General features: G+C 63.8%; 18 protein-coding genes and 5 pseudogenes. 10 read left to right on the forward strand and 13 right to left on the reverse strand.

The window, feature by feature from the left end; all coding sequences use genetic code 11:
• Positions 1–41: 41 nt before the first annotated feature.
• Complete coding sequence (locus ACYCO6_RS25130; protein WP_459764386.1) at positions 42–179, reverse strand: hypothetical protein; 138 nt, start codon at positions 177–179, stop codon at positions 42–44.
• Between the two features lie 1097 nt (positions 180–1276).
• Positions 1277–1921 carry a hypothetical protein gene (locus tag ACYCO6_RS25135; RefSeq protein WP_459764388.1) on the reverse strand — a complete coding sequence of 215 codons (645 nt, stop codon included), beginning with the start codon at positions 1919–1921 and terminating at the stop codon, positions 1277–1279.
• A gap of 426 nt (positions 1922–2347) precedes the next feature.
• Between ACYCO6_RS25135 and ACYCO6_RS25140 the strand changes: the two genes are divergently transcribed.
• Both ACYCO6_RS25140 and ACYCO6_RS25145 read left to right on the forward strand, forming a co-directional pair.
• Entirely contained in the window at positions 2348–2632 is a 285-nt protein-coding gene (locus ACYCO6_RS25140; protein ID WP_459764391.1) for a DUF6894 family protein, read from the forward strand.
• 709 nt (positions 2633–3341) lie between these two features.
• Positions 3342–3644, forward strand: coding sequence for a hypothetical protein (locus ACYCO6_RS25145; RefSeq protein WP_459764393.1), 303 nt, complete (start codon positions 3342–3344; stop codon positions 3642–3644).
• A 636-nt stretch (positions 3645–4280) separates the two neighbouring features.
• Here ACYCO6_RS25145 and ACYCO6_RS25150 read toward each other — a convergent pair.
• Positions 4281–4772 carry a Ros/MucR family transcriptional regulator gene (locus ACYCO6_RS25150; protein WP_459764395.1) on the reverse strand — a complete coding sequence of 164 codons (492 nt, stop codon included), beginning with the start codon at positions 4770–4772 and terminating at the stop codon, positions 4281–4283.
• 409 nt (positions 4773–5181) lie between these two features.
• Here ACYCO6_RS25150 and ACYCO6_RS25155 point away from each other — a divergent pair, with 409 nt between their 5' ends.
• Complete coding sequence (locus ACYCO6_RS25155) at positions 5182–5709, forward strand: hypothetical protein (protein ID WP_459764397.1); 528 nt, start codon at positions 5182–5184, stop codon at positions 5707–5709.
• 217 nt (positions 5710–5926) lie between these two features.
• Here the strand turns inward: ACYCO6_RS25155 and ACYCO6_RS25160 are convergent, their stop codons facing one another.
• The gene (locus ACYCO6_RS25160; RefSeq protein ID WP_459764399.1) at positions 5927–6157 is read right to left on the reverse strand and encodes a hypothetical protein; all 231 of its coding nucleotides are present in this window, start codon (positions 6155–6157) and stop codon (positions 5927–5929) included.
• A 193-nt stretch (positions 6158–6350) separates the two neighbouring features.
• Here ACYCO6_RS25160 and ACYCO6_RS25165 point away from each other — a divergent pair, with 193 nt between their 5' ends.
• The 3 genes from ACYCO6_RS25165 (at position 6351) to ACYCO6_RS25175 (ending at position 7586) form a co-directional block, all read left to right on the forward strand.
• Positions 6351–6746: a response regulator gene (locus ACYCO6_RS25165; protein ID WP_459764401.1), complete on the forward strand. Its 396-nt coding sequence runs from the start codon at positions 6351–6353 to the stop codon at positions 6744–6746.
• A 346-nt stretch (positions 6747–7092) separates the two neighbouring features.
• Entirely contained in the window at positions 7093–7302 is a 210-nt protein-coding gene (locus tag ACYCO6_RS25170; protein WP_459764403.1) for a cold-shock protein, read from the forward strand.
• Positions 7303–7379: 77 nt separating this feature from the next.
• On the forward strand, positions 7380–7586 hold the full coding sequence (locus ACYCO6_RS25175; protein WP_459764405.1) for a hypothetical protein: 207 nt from the start codon (positions 7380–7382) through the stop codon (positions 7584–7586).
• Positions 7587–8035: 449 nt separating this feature from the next.
• On the opposite strand, the pseudogene ACYCO6_RS25180 reads toward ACYCO6_RS25175, so the two are convergent.
• From ACYCO6_RS25180 to ACYCO6_RS25195, 4 genes and pseudogenes are all read right to left on the reverse strand, one after another.
• A pseudogene (locus ACYCO6_RS25180) lies at positions 8036–8272 on the reverse strand (MucR family transcriptional regulator); the annotation flags it as partial.
• A gap of 84 nt (positions 8273–8356) precedes the next feature.
• Positions 8357–8554, reverse strand: a complete 198-nt coding sequence (locus tag ACYCO6_RS25185) for a hypothetical protein (protein WP_459764407.1) — start codon at positions 8552–8554, stop codon at positions 8357–8359.
• A 104-nt stretch (positions 8555–8658) separates the two neighbouring features.
• On the reverse strand, positions 8659–9486 hold the full coding sequence (locus tag ACYCO6_RS25190) for a cobalamin B12-binding domain-containing protein (RefSeq protein WP_459764409.1): 828 nt from the start codon (positions 9484–9486) through the stop codon (positions 8659–8661).
• Between the two features lie 680 nt (positions 9487–10166).
• Positions 10167–11135: an AI-2E family transporter gene (locus ACYCO6_RS25195; protein WP_459764411.1), complete on the reverse strand. Its 969-nt coding sequence runs from the start codon at positions 11133–11135 to the stop codon at positions 10167–10169.
• 231 nt (positions 11136–11366) lie between these two features.
• Here ACYCO6_RS25195 and ACYCO6_RS25200 point away from each other — a divergent pair, with 231 nt between their 5' ends.
• The 3 genes and pseudogenes from ACYCO6_RS25200 to ACYCO6_RS25210 form a co-directional block, all read left to right on the forward strand.
• Positions 11367–11687 carry a KUP/HAK/KT family potassium transporter gene (locus ACYCO6_RS25200; RefSeq protein ID WP_459764413.1) on the forward strand — a complete coding sequence of 107 codons (321 nt, stop codon included), beginning with the start codon at positions 11367–11369 and terminating at the stop codon, positions 11685–11687.
• A 62-nt stretch (positions 11688–11749) separates the two neighbouring features.
• Complete coding sequence (locus tag ACYCO6_RS25205; protein WP_459764415.1) at positions 11750–12055, forward strand: hypothetical protein; 306 nt, start codon at positions 11750–11752, stop codon at positions 12053–12055.
• 97 nt (positions 12056–12152) lie between these two features.
• Positions 12153–12674, forward strand: a pseudogene (locus ACYCO6_RS25210) (PAS domain-containing protein); the annotation flags it as partial.
• Here the strand turns inward: ACYCO6_RS25210 and istB are convergent.
• The 5 genes and pseudogenes from istB to ACYCO6_RS25235 form a co-directional block, all read right to left on the reverse strand.
• Positions 12642–13337: pseudogene (gene istB / locus ACYCO6_RS25215) on the reverse strand (IS21-like element helper ATPase IstB); the annotation flags it as partial. The pseudogenes ACYCO6_RS25210 and istB overlap by 33 nt on opposite strands.
• A 369-nt stretch (positions 13338–13706) precedes the next feature.
• Positions 13707–13864: pseudogene (locus tag ACYCO6_RS25220) on the reverse strand (IS66 family transposase); the annotation flags it as partial.
• A 163-nt stretch (positions 13865–14027) separates the two neighbouring features.
• Complete coding sequence (locus ACYCO6_RS25225) at positions 14028–14777, reverse strand: hypothetical protein (RefSeq protein WP_459764417.1); 750 nt, start codon at positions 14775–14777, stop codon at positions 14028–14030.
• A gap of 275 nt (positions 14778–15052) precedes the next feature.
• Positions 15053–16381: a hypothetical protein gene (locus tag ACYCO6_RS25230; protein ID WP_459764419.1), complete on the reverse strand. Its 1329-nt coding sequence runs from the start codon at positions 16379–16381 to the stop codon at positions 15053–15055.
• 130 nt (positions 16382–16511) lie between these two features.
• The gene (locus tag ACYCO6_RS25235; protein ID WP_459764421.1) at positions 16512–17030 is read right to left on the reverse strand and encodes a Cache 3/Cache 2 fusion domain-containing protein; all 519 of its coding nucleotides are present in this window, start codon (positions 17028–17030) and stop codon (positions 16512–16514) included.
• A gap of 507 nt (positions 17031–17537) precedes the next feature.
• Between ACYCO6_RS25235 and ACYCO6_RS25240 the strand changes: the two are divergent.
• Positions 17538–17917 (forward strand): annotated as a pseudogene (locus tag ACYCO6_RS25240) (helix-turn-helix domain-containing protein); the annotation flags it as partial.
• Positions 17918–18190: the final 273 nt, after the last annotated feature.

Here is an 18190-nt window from a genome sequence, read left to right on the forward strand (position 1 = left end):
GAGTGGGGCATCCCGATCTGGGAATTCGCGGCGAAGGGCGCCTAGTCCTCGCGCCCTGGCTTCTCCCCCAACGCCACCAGGAGATCGCGCCCGGCCTGCGTCACGCGCCAGAGAACCCGGCCGCGCCGGTCCTTCGCCGGGCGCTCCTCGACGTAGCCCAGCTCCCGCAGTACCGGCATGGCCGAGGGGTGCGCCTCGTGCCGCATGCCTTGAGGGTATAGCGCACAGGCCCGCAGCGCTTCGAGGTGGCGTCTGCGGACAGGGGCACGGGGCTCGGTCGGCATGCGGACAAGCTAACGTAGCCAGCTTCGGTGGCCAGCCTTGTCGTCACCGAGGCGCGCTTAGGCCCAGCTCACCGTAGCGTCTCGCAGCAGACCCACTCTCTACGCGCCGGGAACACGCCATCCGACTGCGGGTCTCCCAATCGACTTCCTCCCACGAGTCACCAACTCAGCCCGCCCGGCCGATCCGGGCGGGATTTCTTTTGCACCCCCAAATGAATGATGCGCCTCGAACAATGAATTCTTAGCGTCCGCCCCGTGATCGGCATGGAGGGGCAGATGTCAGATCTAACACAGATCGATAGTCACTGCCGCGAGGCTAGGAATATTGTTTTTCGAGCGGAGGAAATCGTTCAGGCCCTGAGGCGCGACGGAGCATGCGAAGGCCTCAATTTAATAGCCGCTCAGAATGTTGTGGCACTCAAGCGCCTCAGCCAGATCCTTGAAAGACACCACAGGGGCTTGGCATCTGATGCTCTCCCCAAGGCGGTAGATCCGCCCGTTTTGACCAAGCGGCACTGGTGGTCCGCGCTGTTGTGGGCGTCGAGAAGCCAGAGCGATGCCGTCGAGGCACATACCTGACCGACGCAGAACCGTTCTCCTGGTCCAGATCCTGCCCTGCCGACCGAATGATATAATCATGTGGCGTCGAGCACACTCGATTTGCCTATGACAATATAAGCGTATTTCTTGCAGATAAATCAGTCATAATCCCAGAGAGCCATCGGCATGCCCCAGATTAGCCGCGTCGCTGAGATCATCACCTTCGCAGCGAGCGCAGCTGCGGCCGCTGTTGTCGGCCAAATTCTGCTAATGCCTCAGGTTCGCGCACGGGAAGCCGAGCTCACTGCCGTGCTAATACGTGATCTGCCACGGTTGTGGTTTGGCCTATTCTGGTCTGTGGCGACAAGCTCGGGTTTGGGACGCTCCTCAATACGCTTACGTGAGCTCAACGACCCGTTTGAGCTAGATCAACATCGTGCCGCACAGCGGTGTCAGGCTGGAATGCCAGTTGGAACGGGGAAGGCGCCTCTCATCCCCTCGCGATGCGCCTTGGGCCGATCCACGCAAGCCGCCGCGCCCGCGCAGTCCCGTGGCGGACTGGTCGCGATACAACTCTCCCCCCATTCGGCCGCCTGCCCCGTGATCCGCGCCCAAGCCTTCTCGGCCGGGATGTGCCGTTCGAAGATCCAGATGCCGGGGTGATGATCGTCGGGTCGCGCACTCCAGCCGCCGCCGAGCGCCCGCAACAGGTGTTGGATCGGCTGATCAGTCCCGAACTCCTCGGCGAGCTGGTCCGCGCTGAACAGGACGCAGTCGTGCCCGCATTCCAGGGCGGCCAACAGACGGCTGCGGGTCGGGCCCATCAGAAAGGCGCCTCGCAATGCCTCGCGGCCCGCGCGTACGCGATCGAGGCTCACGATCTTCGCGGGCTGCGCCATCGTCCTGGCTTTACCGGCCGTGCTGGACCAGCTCCTCGAGCAGCTCTGCGCGCCGCTCGTGCATCTTCCTTGCGACGAAGGGGGGGCTCCGGCCCCTGCCTGATTGATCCTGCGGTCCTCATTGTGGCGCGCAATGGCCCTGTCCAGGCTCGTGATGTCAGCCAAGATCGCCGCGAACGGCCTGTGTCCGTTCGCCATGTCGGTGCTCCGTGCCTCATGGTCCTCGGTCCTCGCGCGCGCGAGGGCGGAAATTCGCATAGACCCCGGTATGGAACGCGACTTCGGACCAATTCGAAATGCTCGCGAATAGAATTCCGGAGCCCGAATTAATGGCCGAGTCCAGGCTCCTGCGGGCCCGGTAATTCCGCCTCGCGAGCGCACGGAGATTATTAGAAATAGGCACGCGGTCCTAATCGGCGAGCGAGGCCGCTCCAGCGGTGCCACGCGCCTGCGCGATCGGGTCAGGCCGGAACAGTCGAAGGTCGAGCCCGACGGCCGCATTGATATAGCCCAAACCCAGGGGATGCGGATCTGTCATAGTCGCCGACGATCGCGCCGCCCCGCGCTCGGCCAGACCAGGACCGAGGGTGAATGGTCCCGACGGGATCCTCGACGGAGGAGCCCATGCCGCGCTTCTACTTCAACGTCCATGACGGCAAGAGCCAGTTCGACGAACAGGGCACCGAGCTGCCGGACTGGCAGGCTGCTCGGATCGAGGCCGTCCGCCTCGCGGGTTACATCCTGCAGGATGAGGCCAAGTGCATCACCCCGGGCGAGGACTGGCGGATCGAGGTGACCGACCACACGGGGCTGATCCTGTTCCAGATAATGCTCCAGGTGGTTATGTCGCCCGCCCTGGAGCACAGCGCCTTGGGGGTAAAATCCGACGCTTGGCTCCGTCCGCTATGAATGGGAAGCGGACCTGAAGGCCATCCGAGGTAATTTCCGCGCCTGTCGCGGGCCCGCCGCGCGTGATCCGATACCGCGTCGTTGTGGCTCCGCTGCAGAGATGCCGAACGGCGGGCGGTGGGCGCTCTACGAGGTGCCCGGCCCGCGCCTCGGCGCATCACTGAAGCACGCCGCGATCCGCAGCCCGGAAGCCTGTAGCATCCACGCCCCACGGAGGCGGGTGAGCAAAAGCGCCAGACAGGGCGTGGAAGGCCGACGGAACGCCGGCACGGTAAAGCTTATGCAGTCCGGTACGGCTGAACACTCAGCCAATGGACTGACCCTCACGGCCCCGCTCGCGCACGCTTCGTGACTGCAGCGTTCGTGGTGATGTCACAGGCTTGGCTGGCGCGGGATCGTTGAGGAAACGTTAACGGGCGGGTGGCGGTCAATGCGGATAGCGGCTGCTGGGGTACGGAGGTATCCAGCGGTGTCGCTGCGGCTTTGGGGGTACAAAGCCGAACGACAGGCGGGCCGAGGCACTGCCCCTCAGCGCTCGGCCCGCGCCTACGGAATTCGTGGCAAGTGCCTGAGCCACCCAGCAGGGCTTCCTTAACCACCCAGTCCCACCCTGACCCTGGCCGCTGATGGGTGGCCGCACCGGGGGGATCCGGTGGATTACGGCCCTGCGCGCCGACGCGCGGGGCCGTTCACGCTCACGAGGTCAGCGATGCGTGGCTCTCTCCTGCGGACCGGCAGCATGGCTGCCCTGGTCGCCCTCGTCCTCTGCGGCGCTCAGCCAGCAGCCCAGGCCCGCGACGGGATCGGCGTCGGCGGCGCCGTGGCGCTCGGCGCACTCGGCGGTGTGGCCGCCGGCGCGGCTATCGCCTCGGCCAACAACGGCTACTACCCGGGCCGCCCGGTCTACGTCGCGCCGCCGGCGTATGTTGAGGAGGTCTGCCACGTCGAGCGGCGTGGCTTCGTCGATCCATACGGCGTCGAGCACATCCGCCGCGTGCGCGTCTGCGAATAGACTGACCGCGCGGGCGCTTGCCATCCCTGGCGGACACTCCTAGCCTGAAGGCCTCGGCGCGCGTGCATGCGGCGCCGGCACCGGAAAGGAGGTCAGCCATGAGACATCACGGCACCAACCCCGGAACATCGCGCATCGCCGATGCGGACCAGGACGGTCCACCAGATCGCGACCGGCAGGGATAGTGGCTCTTCCAACGGTCAATTGCCGGCCGAATTGAAGAGTGTGGCCCCTGCATCAAACCCGTCGCCTCAGGCCGGCGGGTTTTTTCATGGGCTAACGGTAGATCGACGGCGCTGATCCGCGCCAACGCCGTCACGCGACAGCTGCAGTAACAGGCCGTGGGCCGGCGCTTGCGGTGTCCAGTTCCCCCGCCACGCCGACCCTCACGCGACCGCCCGGCCCAGGCTTCACGGGCAGGGTACGAGGAACTGGCCCGCACCTGCCTGTCGCCTCGTGTCCGCCCGCAACAGCAACGTGTGGGTCGCGAACACCCCGGGCACATCAGCAAGGGGAGCCGCTGCTGTAGCAGGTGCGGTTGCCGCCGCTGCCATAAGGCGCCGGGCCAGTCGCGGTCTTGGTGGCCGCGCCGGCCATCCGCCTCCCCTGGATCAGCACCCTGTGCCTGCAGCGGCTTCAGGCCGCCTTCTTGCGCCCGCGCTTCTTCGGGGCCTCAGCGACAGCCTCGGCCGTGTTCGCGGTCTTGGCAGCCGCCTTCCGACGTTGATTTCCGAGGCCGAGGCTCTTGGCGAGCGCAGAGCGCTGCTCGGAGTAGCTGGCGGCCGTCGAGGGGTAGTCCCGCGGCAGGCCGAAGCGCGCCCGGTATTCTTCGATCGTCAAGCCGTGCCGGTTCAGGTGACGCTTGAGCGTCTTGTATGGCTTGCCGTCGATGAAACTGATCAGCGCGTCCGGCGTGATCGACTTCCGGATCTGAGCCGGGGTGAGCTTCTCGACCGCCGGGGCTTCGGATGCGCCACCCTGACCAAGGCCGGACAGCGCGGAATAGACGCTGTTGAGCAGGGTCGGAAGTTCCGCGGCTGGAACGTTGTTGTTCGCCACGTAGGCTGCCACGACATCGGCAGCTAGTCCGATGTGATTATTCGGCGGTGTTGTCGTGTTCTCGTCCATGTCAGGCTCCTTCAAGAGGTGCGCGCACGAACAATTCAACCTTCCCTCAAAGTCAAGTGGCGGCTTCAGATTTTGGGGCGCAATGCAAAATTTTATGTCTCTGGACGGCGCATTCCTTCCCAAGGCACGTCGTCCGCTGCACATCGGGCCCGCTTAACTGCGGCTTCGCAATGGAAGTGCCCGGTGGACGCCTTTGCTGGCAGTTGCACGGGACGGAGACGGCGGACCCGCGCGTGATCCGGCGAGCGCTCGATGCCCGGCTGCAGCGGGGCGAGGAGCCCACCAAGAGGGCTGCGCGCGAAGCCGTGGCCAACGTGGTCCGGCTTGCCAGCCGCCGCTCAGCGGAACCACAAACTTGGCCGCCTGTTCAGCAGTGATGAGACACGGTAAGTCCATCATGGCGGCGGCTATGCTTGCCGCGTTCGGGCTCGTGACAGCCGCGCGCATTGTGCATTCCGGCAACCCCGAAGCGGTGCCGCAGCATGTAGAAGCGTCCGCCCTGCATGCGACAACGCCAATCAGCGCGATGGTGTGGGTCGATCCGCCGGCCCGTGCGAGCGCGCTCAACGCGCTGTCCAACGCCGTCGTCACAACAGCTCAGGCGGCCGAAGTGGCGCGGCCCGAGAACGCGGACCTCGACGAGCCTCGAGCAGCTCAGGCCCTGCAGCCGAGGGCCATGGTGAAGAAGGCCGCGCAATCCCGCGCGAAAGCGCACAGGGACCAAGCTTCGGCAGTGCGACTGCGGAAGGCCGAGATACCGCGACGGCACAGGCTGGCCCAGCGCCAGATGCGCCTGTTCCAAGCATCCCTGCCGCGAAGGACACCGATCGCTTCCGATCCAAGCGAGCAAGCGCCGCCGCCTGCGCCGGCGCCAAAGACTGCTGATCAATCCGACCCGATCCGCATCCTGATCCATGGTCTTGGCTTGGATGGCTGAGCCGCTCGGGACCGGGACGGCAACGGGACCCGCATGGACAGGGCCCGGATCGGCCGCAAGCCAGCCCAGCCTGTGTCGGGCGCGCCCGTTGAAGCCACCTCTGCAGAGCCGCCTGCGCCGCTCGAGGCCGCGCAGCCGAGCATCGTCATCCGGGTTAGCAACTGCTTCAGCATGGTTCTCGACGTTTTGGTTGCCGCACCCCTCATAAGAACAGCCCTCAGGCCGCTTTGACGTGGAGCCCGGCCTCGCAGGCGCGGAGACGCGCCCGCATGGCGTGGAGCGCTTCCTCGCGACCTTCGCTCTCGCCGGTGGGCGCCTTGCTCGAGAGCGCGGCGGAGGCTTCTCTGAGCGCGTCGTAGGTTTGCCCGTCCAAGCCGCCGCCCTGCGCAGCCCGCTCAGAGATGTGCCGAACGAGGAGCCTCAGCTCGGCCTCGATGCTGTCATCCATCAGGATCTCCACGGCTGCGCGGCCCCATCGCTGAGCGCGATCTAGCGCTCTCACTCCGGGAGTTAAGGCACTGCCGCGCGGCCGGAGTCCGATAGAGCCGCTCGGCGAGCGTGACGCGCCACCAGTACAACCAGAGCGGGGCGCGAACGCCTTCACTTGCGTTAGTACAGCGTCGGTCACGCGGAGAGGATGAATGGCGAACGCCTTTACGCCGCGGCGCGGCGTGCTGCTTGTCGAGGACGATCCCTTGCAGCTCATGGACGCCTCGGCGGCCTTGAGAGAAGCCGGCTTCGAAGTCGCCGAGGCCTCGACCGTGGAGGCGGCTCAAGCCCATCTGGCGGCCCGGCCGGAACTCGTGGCCATGGTCGCGGACGTGGACCTGGCCGGCGGGCCACTGACCGGCTTCACTCTGGCGAAGGCTGTCGCGGCACGCTGGCCCGAGATCGCGATCCTGATCGTGTCGGGGCTCGAGTGGCCTGCCGAGGCGCAGATGCCCGCCGGCGCGCGCTTCCTGCGCAAGCCATTCGCTCCCGAGGCGCTGGCCGAGGCTCTCCGTACCGTGCTGACGGCGCGGGGGATCGACCCATGAGCTGATCCCCCCGCGCCAGTCACCTGCTGATAATAGCCAGCGGGGGCAACCGCTGCCGGCGGCCAAGCGGACACGGAGCCCAATTTAGCCTGCGGGAACACCTGCCAATCAAATCAACGGCCTACCTCAGCTTCCCAAGCTGAATGTCGTCGGTTCGATCCCGATCGCCCGCTCCAACTAACTCTCTGAATCTGCTGCGGTTTCTCGTGCCCTGAACGGCCGAGGTGTTCCCCATGTTCCCCATGGTGTTCCCCGCCGTTCCCCATACGGCTGGGAAACCGATCGGGCCGCCGGTTCGTGCCTCACGGCACGCCGCGTTGGCGGGCCGACGACCAGGGTTACCGCTATGGCTACCGGCACCGTGAAATGGTTCAATGAGACTAAGGGCTACGGCTTCATCCAGCCCGACGACGGCGGCAAGGACGTGTTCGTGCACATCTCGGCCGTGGAGCGCGCCGGGATGCGCAACCTGATCGAGGGGCAGAAGATCTCCTACGACGTCGAGGCTGACCGGCGCAGCGGCAAGGAGAGCGCCGCCAACCTGAAAGCTGCCTAAACCGTAGCGGGCTTCTCAAGATCGATGACGCCGCCTCAGCTGTGGCGTCATCCGGTGTGGGCTGGCATAGCGTTTCGATGGCCGACGACGTCCCGCACCCCTACTCCATCGAGGTCTCGCCCCTCACCAAGCCGGAGGGCCACTTCCAGTGGGCAATCCGCCGGAGCGGCAAGTTGATCGAGCGCTCTGACCGTCCGCATCGGAGCGAGGCCAAAGCCTTTGAGAGCGCCATGGAGGCCGTCGAGCGGGCCATGAAGCCAGGAAGCGACTTCCGGGGCCGCTGATCGCGAGCCGCGACCGCGCCGGGAGAGCGCCAGTAATCCGCTAGGCGCCTACGTCTTTCGGCGTCCCCTGAACGGGGGATGCGCCTCAGCTTTCGCGGTGTCATCAAAGCTGTCCCGGAACTTGATGGGTGAGCTTCGCCCCATGCTTTCAGCCAAGCGGGACGAGAGCCGCTCGACTCGGCGCGGGTCCAAGTCTGAGCAACCGCCGGCCTCACGTCGCGGACGCGAACACCGGGTCGTGCGCTGGATAGGGGCCGCCAAGCGCCGGTCCAAGAAATCAGCCGAGATCGCTGCGGTGGAGACACGAACCGCTCACATCATCCGGCTGAGCTGTGCCGACACCTTCAGCCGCCCGGTACGCCCTGAGGTGGCCGTCGGCGGGGCACAGCTGCTGCCGTTTCAGGGTTGGCGTAGCGCTGACGGCAGCCCCCGCTGCGCCTGACCAGGGATCAGCCGTGCCTAGCGGCCTTCCTGGTCTTGCCCTGATCGGCGCGTCCGCCTGCTGACCCGAGGCCGATTGCCTTGGCGAGCGCAGAGCGGCGCTCGGCATAGCCCGGTGCCACCATCGGGTAATCGGCCGGCAGGCCGTAACGGTCGCGGTAGCTGCGCGGGTCAAGCCCGTGGCTGGTCAGGTGGCGCTCAAGCGTCTTATAGATCTTGCCGCGGCCGTCCTCGGCGCTGACGACCGTCTGCCGCGCCCAGCCTAGACGTCATCGGCGCGCAGCCGCGCAGCTAACCCGGTCAGCTTACGACTTCACCGCGGTCAGCTCCTACAGGGTGCGGTCAATCACCCGGACGAGCCGCGCGGCAGTTTCGGCCAGGACAGGGTCTCGCGTCATCGCGGCGACCGCTTGTTGCAGAATGCGAAACTGCTGAAGGCGGGCAGCCGGATCGAGCCCTCGGGCGAGAGCTGACCCCACGAGGCCCTGGACGAACTCACGCGCTAGATGCTCGTCGAAGTCCGGCAACGTCTGACCTCCGCAGCTTGGTAGCGAACACCTCTGTCACCTGCTGCGCGAGCGGAGATCCGCGCTTTGCTATCTCGCTAGGATCAATGAAAGACCCGGCCCCATCATCCCGCGAACAGGGCCTCGGCGATCTTGACGGCGGAACGTCCGTCTTGGGCGGCGGCGTCCGCACCGACAGTGGCGGCGCAGGCGGGCTCTCGCAGGAACAGCGGGCCTCCGACCATCACGCAGACGCCCGGGTTGCACGAGGCCGCCCGCAGCTTCGCGATTAGGCCGGCCATGACCGGCAGGAGCACGTCGCAGGACAGCGAGATACCGATCAGGTCGAACCGTTCAGCCTGGACCAGGGTGGCAGGGTCCTCGTCCTCTCCGCCCGACAAGGTCACGCTCCAGCCCGCCTCACGGAAGAAGCTCGCGACGAGCGTAAGGCTGAAGTGGTGGGTCTCTCCAGGACAGGGCATCAGGAGGACGCGGCGTCCGTTCGCCGGCACGTCCGCGCCCTCTACGTGGGTGCACAGCGCGCGGGTGAGACTTTGCAGGCGGCCGAGCGCGACAGCGACATCGAGGAAGTTGGCTTCGTCCTCTTCCCAGAGCCGGCCGAGGTGTCGCGCAGCCGGGGCAAACAGGTCAAGCAGGAGAGCATCTAAGGGTAGGCCTTCTTCGAGGAGCGCGCGCACCCATTCGTCATGTGGATCGCCCTCCATGAGCATCTGGGCGAAAGCGGCAACGCGTTCAGGCGTGGGGGATTGTGTTGCCGATGCTCGCTGGTCCTCCTGGTGAGCGAGCACGAGGCGCGGCAGGATCTCGCCCTCGATGACCCGGGCAAGGCCGGCATGGATGTAGTCCATGTTGCGCGAAGCCGCTGCGCTGCCGCGGCTGGAGCGCTGGCCGACGCTCGCGCATGCACCGTCGGTTCCAGCCATCTCCAGCATCGGCGCCCTCCATTGTTGAGGCACTATAGGTATTGGGCCGACCGAAAAGCAACTTTTATTGTGAAATATAATTCATTTCGATTGTGCCGCCTGCTACACTAGCCGGACCAGCAAGGCGTTCCTGTCTGCAGTATAGGGTGGGACCGGCACCTATCCGACGCCCCGCCGGTACCGCATTGCTTCGCACCGGCGCCGCCTGAGCTCGCCGGCTTCCGCTCTGCAGTACCACCTGTCCCGCCTGTACCACCCGGCGTGAAACCCTGCACGACGACGCGGATTGATAGAGACGCTGAGTTCACGGTGGAGGGCTGGCGTGGAACCGTACCGCTTCCAGCATGACGGGGTTTCGTTCCGGATCGATTTCCACGGGAACGAACTCGGATGGGAAGGGCGTCTCTTTATTGAGGAGCATCCCACGCTGCAAGTTGTGCGGGTCCTCAATGTATGCGGGGCAAGCGAAGACGAGGCACGTCGTGCCATTGTGAGAGGCTGTGAAGCCATTGCCGCGACTACGCCTCGGCCGGACATTGCGAAGCCCTGAAGGTGCCGTGGGCAGCTCTCACAGCCTTGATGTGAGAAGATCCTGGATCGCACTAACCGGCGCTCGGGCAAGCGTACAGCGCCAATGTGCGCGTGCCCGGAAGCCGATGCTTGGCAATGATATGCCAGAACGGCTCCGTTCAGATCAGGTTCTGCGCAGAGAGCTCGTCTTTCAGGTATGCGTAGTAGATCGGGGCCGCTACCACGCCAGCGATCCCGAAGATTGCCTCCATGACAAACATCGCGAGCAGAAGCTCCCAGGCTCGCGCATGGATCTGTGTACCCATGACGCGGGCATTCACGAAATACTCCAGCTTGTGAATCACCACCAGGAACACCAGCGAACTCACCGCCAGCATGGGTGACACGCTCAAGCTCACCACCACGATGACAGTGTTGGAGATCAGGTTCCCGATCACGGGCAGAAGTCCAGCGATGAAGGTCACCGCCACCATGGTTTTCGTCAGCGGCAGCTTGCCCTCAATCCAGGGCACGATCAGGAACAGGTAGAGGGCCGTCAGAGCCGTGTTCAGGGCCGAGATCCTGATCTGGGCAAACACCACGCTGCGAAAGGCAGCCCCAAGGAGGCGCACCCTGTTGGTCAGTGCGCGCACCAAAGGCCCATGCTCGTTGCCACCGGCCTCACGGCTGACAGCAACCATACCACCGATGATCATGCCGATCAGGATGTGAACCAACGTCCGCCAGATATCCTGGCCGATGGAGCGCAACTGGTCCGCATGCTCGCGCAACCATGTCGAGGCGATCGTCCTCAGCTCCTCCGGGTCAGCTGGCACCGAGCTGAGTGCCCAGCCAGGAAGATGGGCGCGGGCCGTCTCGATGATCTCAGCCATCTTCTGGAGGAGAACTGCAAGGCTTTCCGAACCGCCAGACAGCAGGGCGATCAGACCCAGGATCGCCGCTCCGATCGCAACAATGACGATGGTTGCGAGAAGGGCCACAACAAGGATCTTCCCGGTCCGGCGGGCCACAAGATCGCTGCTGCGACGGGGCGCCAGCAGATGGACGAGCTCGTAGACCAGCAAGCCTGCCAGGAGCGAGGCAAGCAGGCCGAGCCATAGCGTGGCGACTAGGACGATGGCAGCCACGACCTGGGTTGTGATCTCGAGCCGGAGGGGGCTAGGCGCCAATCCCGTGGAAGGAAATGGCGTAACCGGCGGATGTCGTCCAACAGGGTCGAGCATGGGATCAGATCGGTCCATTGCGTTCTGGAAGACTCTGCGCCTGCGATCACGGTGTGAAAAGCAGCCCCACCCTGCCATAATCCTCCGCTTGCCTTCATGGCCGAGGTTGCCCCTCCAGATTGAGGAAGGGACAGCATGACTGACACGGCCGATACCGTTCGGATCGCGGGCGACCGTATCCGCTCCATCATCGAGCGCGTCGAGATCTTCATCGGCCGGGAGAAGCCGGCGCCGTCGCTGCGGCCGGAGCTGAGCCGGTGGCAAGAGCCGCTCTACGCCTTTATGGCGCGCAACGCCGTGCGCTCGCCGGACTACTATCGGATCCCGCCGGCGCGGGTCGTCGAGTTGGGGACGCAAGTTGAGATGTTGGCGGCCATCCAATCGCTGACCCACTTCCAGAAGCAGCGCCCGACATCGCGTAATCAGGTGCCTCGATCTTTGCGCCGTACTATATGAGGGCGTTTAAACCTTATTAACCAGACCTGAGCTGCACTTGCACAGCTTCCGGTGAATCTGTCATGCGCCACGTCCACATCGAACCCGGTCTGCGCCTGCGCTTTGCTGGACGCGATGAAGTATTCAACGAAGGCGTCGAGATTGGATTGCTGGCGGCCAATATGGCGTCGCGCGTAGGTGAGTTCACGGCAACGCTGGCCGGCACGACCCTCGACCAAACTCGCGCCCTGGCCAAAAGCCTGAACTATCGCGTCCACGTCGTCGCGGACGATGGCACCTGGACGCAGGTGATGTTCCTCACCGGCAGCCGGCGCCCTAAGCTGCGGCTCGTCGAGACCGCAGAATCTCAGCGCGTCGCAGCGACGTAGCCCATCCACTCCGCCCGACCGTCCCAACCGCCTCCCCACCGCCGCCTCCTGCGCACCAGGGATTCTGCCGAACGTTGCCCTTCGGACGGAGGTGCGCATGGCCGATATCGCGGTGGATCAAGTCCAGTTGCGCCAGATCGTGGCAGGCATGAGCGAGGGCGTGATCCTCATCTGCCCGGATCAGAGGATCACTTATGCCAATGCCGCCGCTCTGGCGATGCACGGCGTCGCAGCCCTTGATGATCTCGGCCAGACGGTGAGTGAGGACCGCCGCAACTTCAAGGTTCACAACCGCAACCATCACGAGATTGGACCCGTCCAGCACCCGCTCGATCAGGTTTTGGCCGGCGAGCGCTTCCATGATGCCGTCGTCGAGGTGCGCCAGGCACGCAATCCCGAGCGGGTGTGGATGCATCGCATCCGTAACATCGTCACCGCTGATCACGAGGGACGGCCGAGTGCCCTCGCGCTGATCCTGCAGGACGTGAGCGACCGCTTCGAAGCGGAAGCGCGCTTCGAGGCCATGTTCCGGGCCAATCCAGCACCGGCCATCATCTGCCGTCTGGCTGATTTGCGCTACGTCAAAGTCAATCAGGGCTTCCTCGACCTGACCGACCACGGGATCGCCGAACACCTCGCCCCACTCGGCAAAGCCGCGGTTCGAGGTCAGGATCATCGCACCCCGCTCGTAGCGTGCGTTGACGAGTTGGAAGAACAGGTTGCCACCGCCCGGCACCACCGGCAGGTAGCCGATCTCGTCCACGATCAGCAGGGCGAAGGCTGAGAGGAAGCGGATGCGCTCGCGCAACGTGCCCTCCCGCTCCGCCTTGGCGAGCGAGGCGATGATGTCGGCCAAGAGCGCGAAGTAGACGCTGCGCCCCGCCTCGATTGCCTCCACGCCCAGTGCCACCGCCAGATGGCTCTTGCCGGTGCCGGGCGGTCCAAGCAGGTGGACGGCCTCGCGCCGGTCGATGAAGTCGAGCCCCGCCAGCGCCAGGATGCGGTTGCGGTCGAGCGAGGGTTGGAAGGCGAAGTCGAAGCCGGCGAGCGTCTTCACGCTCGTGATACGCGCCGTCATCAGCGCCATCTTCACCCGGCGGTTCTGGCGCAGCGTCAACTCCTCGGACAGCAGCACGTCGATGGCGTCCACCGCACCGATCTGCCCCTGCTCAATCCGGCGCAGGGTCTGGTCGAGCACCTCCAGCGCTCGGGCCATCTTGAGCCCGACGAGGTTGCGCCGGATCCGCTCCAGCGTCGTGGCGGGGTCAAGCCCGTCCGTCATGGCTGGCCTCCAGCGAGGCGTCGGCCAACCGCCGCGTAGCCCCTTAAGGGGCAGAGCGTTCAGGTTGTGATCATCAGGCAAGCCGATCGCAGTCTATTTTTTGGTCGAGAATCAACCCGCCGTCTCGTTCCGCAAATCGGCGAACGCCTGCTTCAGAAGAGCCGCGAGCGACTGTGCGGCCGACGCCGCGCGCTGGCGCAGATCAACGGACAAGGTTGTCGGCATGAGCTCCTCCTTGCCCCGCCAACCCCCAGCCACCCAGCACAGCTTCCGATCGGACGAGCTCCGCTCTAAAGCTTTGCGACCAAGATCTGGGAGATGCCCTGAAGATACGCGCCGAGTAACTCCCCACGCCTCTGATGGTAGGGATTAGAAGCTGATGGCCTTCAGGATGGTGCCGAAGTTGCTGGCGCCCGAAGGCGTACGCTGCCGACGACGGTGCGGATGGCGGTCCCGCTCTCGGCGGCCCACATCGCGCGGTAACCATTAGTGACCTTCCGCTGTACGACGGCCGGGCGCAGTGACCTGCTCGGTATCTTGGACCGGGCCAGCTGAGAGGCTACTTCATGGTGGAGGCCATGGACTGGTAAGTGGCCATTTCATTGTTTCTGGTAACGGACAACAGCCGCCCCCAAGCGGCCACAGGTTCATGGGCGGCTCGCATTTTCAGAGCGGCAGTTACTTTTATTCCTACTTCAGTGGCAATGGATCGGATTTCAATGGGGCACATGCGCCCTGTACGTATTCATAGCCGGGCATAGGAAACGGATAAGTGTTCCTTTGGAAATCCCATGCCGATAGCGGAGAGCTTGACATGATCCCGCCATTGACACCGGTGCAGCTGCTCAAGCCCACAAATGGCGTATTCTCTACCCGACACTGGCAGCTCAAGGGCTTGTCCGGATTGGAGGGATTCGGGTTTTCCCTGCAGGGCGCGGCATCGCAGAGAGCCCAATGTAAATTCCCGGTATAGCTGGACGTTTGCTGATCGCAAGCGACTGGCTTTTGCGCCAGAAGACTGCACCATCCACGATAAGAATAAGTGGATACCCATTCATACGTGACATGATCCACTTCATATTGCCCGTCCTTGATAGCCTTGCAAACAGGCGCTTGGTCTGTAGCACAAGGATGCTCCTTGGTGCATTTGGCCAGCGTTAGGCGTTTGACCGCGGTATCGCGGATCGCGTCTGTTTCGACAATATGGGTTTCGTTTACCCTCATGCAGTCGCAGTCAGCCTTGTCGCCATTCATTTTGCAGTCGGGCGAGGCACTGCAGAGGGCGTGCCATCCGGTGCAAGTGACAAAATCCTGAGGTACATCACCGGCGCTCCTCTCCGTTCTTTCGCCAACGTGCACCACGTGTTGCGGGGCTTTCTGGCGTTGGGCATGGACGAAATTGAGATTGGCTATCGCCAGGAATACGAGCGGTTGCAGCACGAGGATTCCAATGCTTCTCATTCTTCACCTCACAGCACCGGTTTGCGGTGCGTTTCTCGCATCTCCCCTGTACCGGATCGACAATCCCATGATCCTTGAGGTTCTTGCCGATAAGCTCGATGGTGGTCTCGATCTCTGTTCAGTAGTCGTTGCACAGATTTATGGCGCTGGAAGTCGAGGAATTGATGACCGCCATGGCGTTGTCGGGAAGCGGGCCGGGCAGGAACTCGCCGAGAAGCGCCGTTTCTGCCGCACTGGAAGCTCACTGGTGCCTGTTATCGTCCGCTTATGCAGGCCTGCCAGCCTCCCGCAACGAAGGCCGATTTATCGCACCAGGCTGACACAGGGTAATAAGCTCCCATTACTTTTTGGGCACATTGGCCCGCGGGTACCGTGGCATCGCTGTTCGGCACATTCGGCAACGTCAGGTCAAAGGTGCAGCCCTTCTCCACCGCGCGTTGTATCGAGTGGGGAAAGTCCGGCGCCGGCAACATGTTTCGGAAGAATAGGAGCTTGGGATACTGCTCATCTCCCCACCGCATCCAATTGACATTTGGCGGCAACCAGTCGGGGCGCAGCAGATCGTCCGAGATAACGACCGTGTAGTCGCCGTTTTCAAGGTTCGCGGTCTGATCGGACGCGCAGTCGACACTGGTTATCGGCAACTCGAAATTGACGCTACACAGCGCCCAGTACCGCACATCGACAGTCTTGGAAGCCGGCGCCGGTCGCCAAGTCGGTGAGCCGTTATAGGTCCGGGGAACGCTGGGCGCCTTACCGTGGATCACGATAATACGGCCCGGTTGGTACCGATCGCCTGGCAGCATGGCGACGTACTTGTTGTGCGGGTTGGGAAATAGCCGCATCGGCGGGCTTAGTAGCGGTGCGAACCACAAGCGGTCGGAGGACGGCATGTCTACGGGATTATTCAGGACAAGACCGCCGAAGAGATCTTTCAGTAACGCGCCCACGTCGCGCAGGTCGTTGACTGGTGAGCACTGTGATAGCGCTTGGCTCGCTCCCACTTGCGTCACCGATACGGTAGGCAGCGGTACCGACCCTGTCAGACTGCGGCCGCTCAAGGTCGGATCGGAACTCGGTATGTAAATCCGCAGCATTACCCAGGCGAAGTGGCCAGCGGCAACGCCAATGGTATTTCCGTCAGACGGCTTGGTGTGCGAAATGACGATGGTATACGTGCCGTTGTCTAGTCGTTGTCTCGGCCGCGACTGGGCAGTGGGGCTTGGCTCATTCTCTGGGCGGACATACGGGTTCACGCTGCCGGGATCAGGTGCAATTTGCGCATCGTACAGATCGCCGACGATCGCGGTCGGGGTCTCATCCTGGTAAATTACGTAGGAAAAATACCGGGCATGAGGATAAGCTGCCTTGATAACCAGGGAGTCGGATTGTGCGTCGAAGGGAATAAGGAAATACCGAGCCAACAATTCGGGCCCGGTCGCGTTTCCGTATCCCTCGGGAGAGAGTTCAATTGGCCATGCACAGTTATTTACATTCTGCGCTCGAGCGAGACAAGGATTGATGAAAAACGTGAGAGCCATGAGAAAGCCACAATGACTCCTTCCGGTGAACACGTTCATCATTTCTCGCTCCCTCAATATTCAGGTTGCACCAGTAGCTCAGGGCGGAAAGCGGCCATGTTCCAGCACGGCCGTTCCATTCAGCAAGCCCTTTTGGAACGCTTCGCTGCGTCGCGGCCTAGCTCACCAAGCCCTACTTCTTCGGGTATCCGACATAGTAGACCCCGATGACGCCGCTGCTGGCATCGCGGATCGGCTCGTAGCCCGTCGTATAGGGCTTGCCCAGAATGTCGGCGTCACCGAAATAGGCCTCGCCCTTCGTGATCGCCGCGAAGGCTTTTCCCTTCGGGTCGAGGACGGTGCCGATCGCGCGCGAGCCGTCGTCCTTCTTGACGTTGGTGGCGACGCGCACGAACTCGCCGCCGCTCTTGACGAACAGCGTCGCGGTCCCGCCCACGTCCTTCTGCACGGCGTCCACCACGGCGAAATTGTTGTTCATCTTGGTCTGGCCGAAATAGAGGGCCGGGACGGTCTTTCCGGCGACGGCATCCTCCCCCTTCACGCTCGGAGCACCGAGTTCGGCAGTCTTCGCCTTCAGGCGCTGCATGGCCGTCTGGACATCCTCGGCGGCGGCCGCGACGCGTGCGGACATCGGAACGGCCGCGCCGGCGAGGGCGGCCAAAATTGACAGGGTGAGTAGAGGTGTCTTCATGATCGTCTCCCTCCGCCTTCACCACATCGATGTGACGACAATTCGGATTGCGCTGTGAACCGAAGCGCGGATTCTAATCACTTCTGTTCGCACTGCTTGATAAGACGGGACACCACCATCAGTTAGACGTGTGAGGCATGGCTGACAGGGTTGTGTGTCCTCGCGTTCCTGGTCATCGCGGCAGATTGTGACCCACCATAAGGCCCAATCGGCGAGCACCATGATGCTGCGTGCCCACAGCGGAATGTCCGCTGAGGTTGCACTCTATCGTACGCCGTCGGACACCCTCTACCTGCCTCGAAGTGAGATAGATCATGGGCTGCTATCGACCCTGAACAGTCGTCTTGCGTGTTAGCAACGAGGGACCGCTTACGAGAGCATGTCAGACCTTCGAAGAGCTTGCATCGGGGCCGATGGGCTGGCCTCGTGTCGTCGCCGTTCCGTCCGAGACCAAGGCGTTGTTAGAGCCGGTCCCGTGCCGCTTGAGACGGCTCAGAGGGTGGCGCGTTGACGGATGAAGGCGTTTGCCCCTGCCTTCACCCGTTGTCCGTGGACCTGCGCGAGCGTGTCGTGGCTGCCGTGGCGGCGGGTGCCTCCTGCATCGCGCCGCGGCTCGCTTTGGGGTCAGTGTGTCGAGCGCCAGCCGCTGGTCGGCGCGCTTCCGCCACGAGGGCCAAGTCGCCTCCAAGCCGATGGGCGGCGATCACACCTCGCAGCGAATAGTGGCGCATGCCGCGCTGATCCTGGCGACCTCCGAGCAGGAGCCACGCCTCTTCCTGCGCGAGTTGCGCGACCGCTTGGCTGAGCAGGGCGTGCAGACCAGCACGAGCGGCTTGTCGCGCCTCTTCCAGCGACACGCAATCTCGCGCGGTGCGGCACACTCTGCTACCCCTTCAGGCAATGTCGATTCTGGCGAAGCCCCACACTCGCGAATGGTTCAAGGCGCTTGAGCGCACGAACCCTCAGCAAGCTGCCATGACGCGACGGGCGCTGACCATTGCCGGGCGCGAGGACGGCTGTAGCGTATGCGGGGACGTTCCGGCGACCAACTTGAAGCTTGTGAGCCCGCCACCAGCTCCTGACGCGGTGGCGACACTCCGGCTCTGCGGTGACTGCCGGACCATCCGGCGCATGACCCTGAACGAGGTGTACGAACCTCT

Source organism: Methylobacterium sp. CM6257, assembly GCF_054611515.1.